Here is a 2,363-nt window from a genome sequence, read left to right on the forward strand (position 1 = left end):
CCGGTGGGTACATGGGTGGCAGCAGCGGTACCCACTCCCACACTGATACCCCCGACCGTCGCCATGGCGGCTGGCGCTTGGGCGGTAACGCCCTTTACCTTCGATGCCACCAGGTCGTAACCGTGGTCCACATGGGCGCCGGCGGTGGCGAACCCGTTCTGCAGCTTGCCGGCCACCCACTGGCCGTCGTGGTTGATGGCCGTGGCCGTCCGCTCGCCAAAGGCACGCGTCCCCTCGGCATCGGCATGTGCTTGTCGCGACGCATGCACCGCGCGCTGCTCGCCCGTAGTACGTGTCCTTTCGGCCTCTTTGGCCAACCTGTCGGACGCGTCATCCAAACCGATCCTACCGGCCACCCACGACAGTGCGGACATGCCATGGGAACTGGCCTGCGATTGCGCCCGATGCAGGGTCGCCTCGATGCTTCCGGTCAACTCGCGCCCGGAGGCGATCACGGTGGTGGTCGCCCGGGTACCCACCTGGAGCGTGGTCGATCCCATGTTCACGACCTGGCCAATGGCCATGCCCTGGGTCCTCAGGATCTGCTCTGCGCCATCGCCCGCCCTGTCCAGTACATGCGCGCCAACCGCCCCCGCGCGTTCAACCTGCTCACCGATCACACGTCCGCCGCGCATGCCGTAGCCGGTGGCGTGCAGCACGGTGGACAGCGGCCCAGCCAGCTCTGCAACCTGGCTTGGCGCCGCTACCTGCGAACGATTGACGATAGTGCCCTGTGCGTCGCGTGTCTTGGCCTCAAGCAGCAGTTCGGCACGGCCAGCGGCCACCGGGATATTGCGCAGAGCTTCCTGCCCCGGCTGTGTCGCCAGTTGTTCGATGAACTGCGCTGCGGACGTCTGCGCACCCGGTGGCATCATCTCGCGCAGCTTGTCGCCCACCAGCTTCTGCATGACGGGCTCTTTCAGCAACATGCCCATTTCATTGGCAAGCACGCCATAGCCGCGACGCTGCTGCTCGCTCAGGCGCTGCATGCCGTTCTGCACGTCGTTCAGCACCTCGCCGGTGGTCTGGTAGGTGTGCACGCTCTGTTGCGGATTGAAGGTGGGCAGACCATTTTCCTTCGCGAAACGTGCCGCCGTTTCCGGATGCAGGCCTGCCGCATTGAAGGTGGTGGCGCGTGCACCGGTGACGGCCGACGCGGCCGAGGCCATGCCACCGCCGAGGGAGTGGCCGGCGATTTCGAAGCTATTGCCAATGCGATCATTCAGCTGCGTGGCAAGTGACATGGCGCGATCGTAGTAGTCGCTTCGCATCCCAATGCCTTGCTGCCCATTGTTCAGAAAATCTTCGCCACCAGACTCGCGCCATCCATTCGGTGCAAGAGGGTCGACGATCTTACCGGTGGAGCCTTTGTAGACCACCACCGGCTTTGCGTCTGTACCGAAAAGCTCTTTGTCGGGAATATATATCTCCGCGCGGAATCCAGACTGCGGCGGTTGCAGAAGCTCGCGCAACTCTTCGTCAGACATGTTGATGCCTGCAGCGCGCAGTGCATCCGGATCGGAGCTGCCGCGTGTCCATCCCACGGGAGGTGCACCTTCGTGCTTGGCTGATTGATAGACATCAGCTGCGAGACCAGACATTTCACGTGCGTGATAGGTCTCCTGAAGACGATCAGCCTCTCTGTCATTGCCGCTTTCCCGCAGCTGTTGAACGAGAAGACTTTGCTCCTGGAGGGCGCGCGCACGCGCCTCGATGTCGGTTCCATTCATGGCAAACTCCATTGCGCCGGGCACGGGCTTGGGCACGCGATGCTTATCGATTATCAGAACTTTTTGCTAATGTCACGCTTCAGCCCAATCATCAGGATGATAATGCCCATTCACTTTCACAAATGTGTGCAGAAAGCCTTCCTCTCCGCGGCTTGTCTCACACTTTTGCTGATCAGCGGCTGCGCGGCATCATCGAGTCATGGAGCAGACAACTACTTTGAAGGGAGGGCTCTGCAGCTTGCCATCGCCACGGAAAGCGGCGATTCAAAGGCCATTCGCCGCCTCATCCGTGAAGAGGGTGTTGATCCGGACAAGACATTCTCGCGTGAAGACGGGATTCCCATGGTCGCCTGGCCTCTACGCACAGGCAGTCTGGACGGCCTCCGCGCACTTCTTGAAAACGGGGCAGATCCAAATGCCCGCGCTTACAAGGCCGTGGATGGCCGCAGACTTGGCTACAACAACGCCATGGTCTATGCCGCAAAGATGGACGACCCTCGCTACCTGCAATTGCTGCTTCAGCACGGTGGCGATCCCAACACGCGGAATTCGGCAAGCGAAACGTTGCTGTTTCAAGCCTTCATCGCAGGCAATCAGTGGGAGAACGTGAAACTTCTGATTGAGAATGGAGCG

At 61.2% G+C, this 2,363-nt stretch carries 1 protein-coding gene and 1 pseudogene; one reads left to right on the plus strand and one right to left on the minus strand.

Annotated elements, in window-relative coordinates:
- On the minus strand, positions 1–1,730 hold a 1,730-nt coding region (locus DBR20_RS16140), incomplete at its 3' end, for a phospholipase (RefSeq protein ID WP_146187032.1).
- 39 nt (positions 1,731–1,769) lie between these two features.
- Between DBR20_RS16140 and DBR20_RS16145 the strand changes: the two are divergent.
- Positions 1,770–2,363: pseudogene (locus tag DBR20_RS16145) on the plus strand (ankyrin repeat domain-containing protein); the annotation flags it as partial.

Origin of the sequence: Stenotrophomonas sp. HMWF023 (assembly GCF_003060985.1) — a bacterium.
Classification (GTDB): Bacteria; Pseudomonadota; Gammaproteobacteria; order Xanthomonadales; family Xanthomonadaceae; genus Stenotrophomonas; species Stenotrophomonas lactitubi.